Origin of the sequence: Lactobacillus sp. (assembly GCF_051873315.1) — a bacterium.
In the GTDB taxonomy this organism is placed as follows: Bacteria; Bacillota; Bacilli; order Lactobacillales; family Lactobacillaceae; genus Lactobacillus.
The window spans coordinates 1-2,308 of sequence record NZ_JBJEES010000078.1; the positions used below are offsets into that span (position 1 = coordinate 1).

The 2,308-nt window shown below is 45.3% G+C and carries 2 protein-coding genes; both read left to right on the forward strand.

The window, feature by feature from the left end:
• Positions 1-227 precede the first annotated feature (227 nt).
• Entirely contained in the window at positions 228-899 is a 672-nt protein-coding gene (locus tag ACI32D_RS04940; protein ID WP_439775513.1) for an NAD(P)H-binding protein, read from the forward strand.
• A gap of 154 nt (positions 900-1,053) precedes the next feature.
• Complete coding sequence (locus ACI32D_RS04945; RefSeq protein ID WP_439775514.1) at positions 1,054-1,374, forward strand: GNAT family N-acetyltransferase; 321 nt, start codon at positions 1,054-1,056, stop codon at positions 1,372-1,374.
• Positions 1,375-2,308 lie beyond the last annotated feature (934 nt).

The window sequence follows — 2,308 nt, forward strand, 5'->3', positions numbered from 1 at the left end:
ATTGATAATGTCACTTCTTTCTACATATTATTTTCATTAGCGTAAACTATTGCGGCGCCCTTGTACATTACAAGCGGTGCATTGTGCTATACGCGGGATGCAAGCCGGCGCTATGCTCAAAGCGAATGGTAAATTACGGAAAGAGCATTTTTCAAATTGCTTTTGGCCCATTATCATTAAAGCAACGATTGAATATTGATTAGAGCAAGCAGAAAGGAAAAATTATTATGAAGTTATTGATTTTGGCAGCTAACGGCCAAATTGCCCGCATTATTGAAGAAAGAATTTTGACTGAAGACAAGTTCAAAGATGTCGACCTGGTCTTATTCCTGCGCCGGGCCAGCCGCCTGCAAAGCTTGAAGGACCGCTACCCGGACCGGGTAACTTTGATCGACGGGGACTTGAACAACAAGCAGGACGTAGTTGACGCTGCTAAGGGCTGTGACATGATCTTCTCAGCTGTCGTTGACCATGACGATGCCGGTAACAATCGCCCAACCAAAAACATCATCGCGGCGGCTAAGGAAAACAAGATCAGCCGGGTGATCGAAACCAGCCTGTTGGGCTTGTACGATGAAGTTCCAGGTGAATTCGGCAAGTGGAACCGGGACTTCTGCTTTGGCGGCAACCCAGAAGGCAGTTCTCCAGTCAATGCTGACCTGCTTTTAGAAGAATCCGGCCTTGACTACACCACTCTGCGCCTGCCATGGCTGAACGACCGGCCAGAAGTTAAGTACTCCATTACCCACCGCCATGACAAATTTGTTGGCGTATCTGGGTCAAGACGGAGCATCGCTGACGTAGTCTTGAAGATCGTAGCTGATCCGACTTTCGGCAGCCGGGACAGCCTGGGGATCGCTGACCCAGATACTGACGGTTTAACCCGCCCTGTATATTAAGAAGAATAGGCCTGCTTAACCAGCAGACCTATTTTTTCGTCTTTCCTTTTGCTAAAATCTAAAAAAGGAGGCAGACAAGATGGAAATCAAGAAAAGCAGCAGGCAAGTCAACGAGAAAGTGCACCAGATGCTGCAAGAATACAATGCTCAGTTCATGGAGGATTCGGGTGACTACAGCTTTTACATCGAAGAGGATGGAAAAATTGCTGCGGGCATTGTTGCCAGTGCTGTTTTTGATACGGTTGAAATCGACTATCTTTGTGTGGCAGAGGCATACCGGGGCCATGGCTACGGCGAGCAGCTGCTCAATAAGGTAGAAAAAGTGGCCGCGGCAAAGCAAATCAAACGCATCATCCTTAACACCTACAGCTTTCAAGCACCAAATTTTTATAAGAAGATGGGCTACAAAAAGCTGCTCAAAATCGCCCCAGCCTTCAAGGATTATGACCAATACTTCTTTATCAAGGAGCTTTAGACTAAAAATGGTGATCCATTCTGGACCACCATTTTCTTTTTGCATTGCTACATCCCATACCCAATCACTTTTTTCTTCAACTTCCCTAATGACATCTTCCGAAATGTCAGCAACGGCAATACAGTAGACTTGATTTAGGCGGGGATTGTAAATGCCGAGATGCTTGATGCTTTGAAATTCCGGATGAACCGAATGCAGACCCATCCGCCAGTACATGAGCAATTGCAGAGTGTGCTCTTTTTGCACTTTTCTCTTCGACACCTTGAAGTCCCAGAGAGTATCTGCCGTAGTAAAGTCGCCGTCCCCCGTGCTTACCGTATCTGTATAGCCACCTTCAAAAGTAAATCCATCCAGAACTTTTGGGCCATAGAGCTCAAGAAAATGCAGTGAGCGTTCAACCATCGTCCTCACGTTCTGAATCGTTGCTTGATCCGGCTTGAACTCGCTAACCGGCTTATAACCAAAGCCAGCCCGGTAACCAACATCAAATCCAGTAAGCTTAATAGCATTCGTGATCGAGATATTATCCAGTCCTTTAACATCATCCAGCAATTTTGTGGCTAAAGCATCTTCTCCAAGATTATGTGCTCCTAGCAGCGAAATTTTGAAAGCTTCTGGCCCACTTGCTCCCGACATAAAGCGGGTCAGATAATCGACAGCTAAACCAACCAGGTTTGGACTGATGTTTTCGACCGGATTCAGCGCCTCGATACCAGGGCCCAAAGAGCTACTAATTAGTAACAAGTAATATAGAACTATATCGAAAAATATAGCTTAATGTGCTTGCGAAAGAAAACAACTTCTATCCTAATACAAATTAAGTGTGTTGCACCTATGATTTTTGTCCTTCTTCAAACGCATGTTTGGAAATAAGCTGGAATACGTGCTAAAATATGCTTGTCGAAAAGAGGTGAAGACAAATGGCAACCAAAAG

Excerpts from the sequence above, each read along its gene's own strand:
- ACI32D_RS04945 (WP_439775514.1), top strand. The coding sequence starts at position 1,054 with ATGGAGGATTCGGGTGACTACAGCTTTTACATCGAAGAGGATGGAAAA.
- ACI32D_RS04940 (WP_439775513.1), top strand. The coding sequence starts at position 228 with ATGAAGTTATTGATTTTGGCAGCTAACGGCCAAATTGCCCGCATTATT.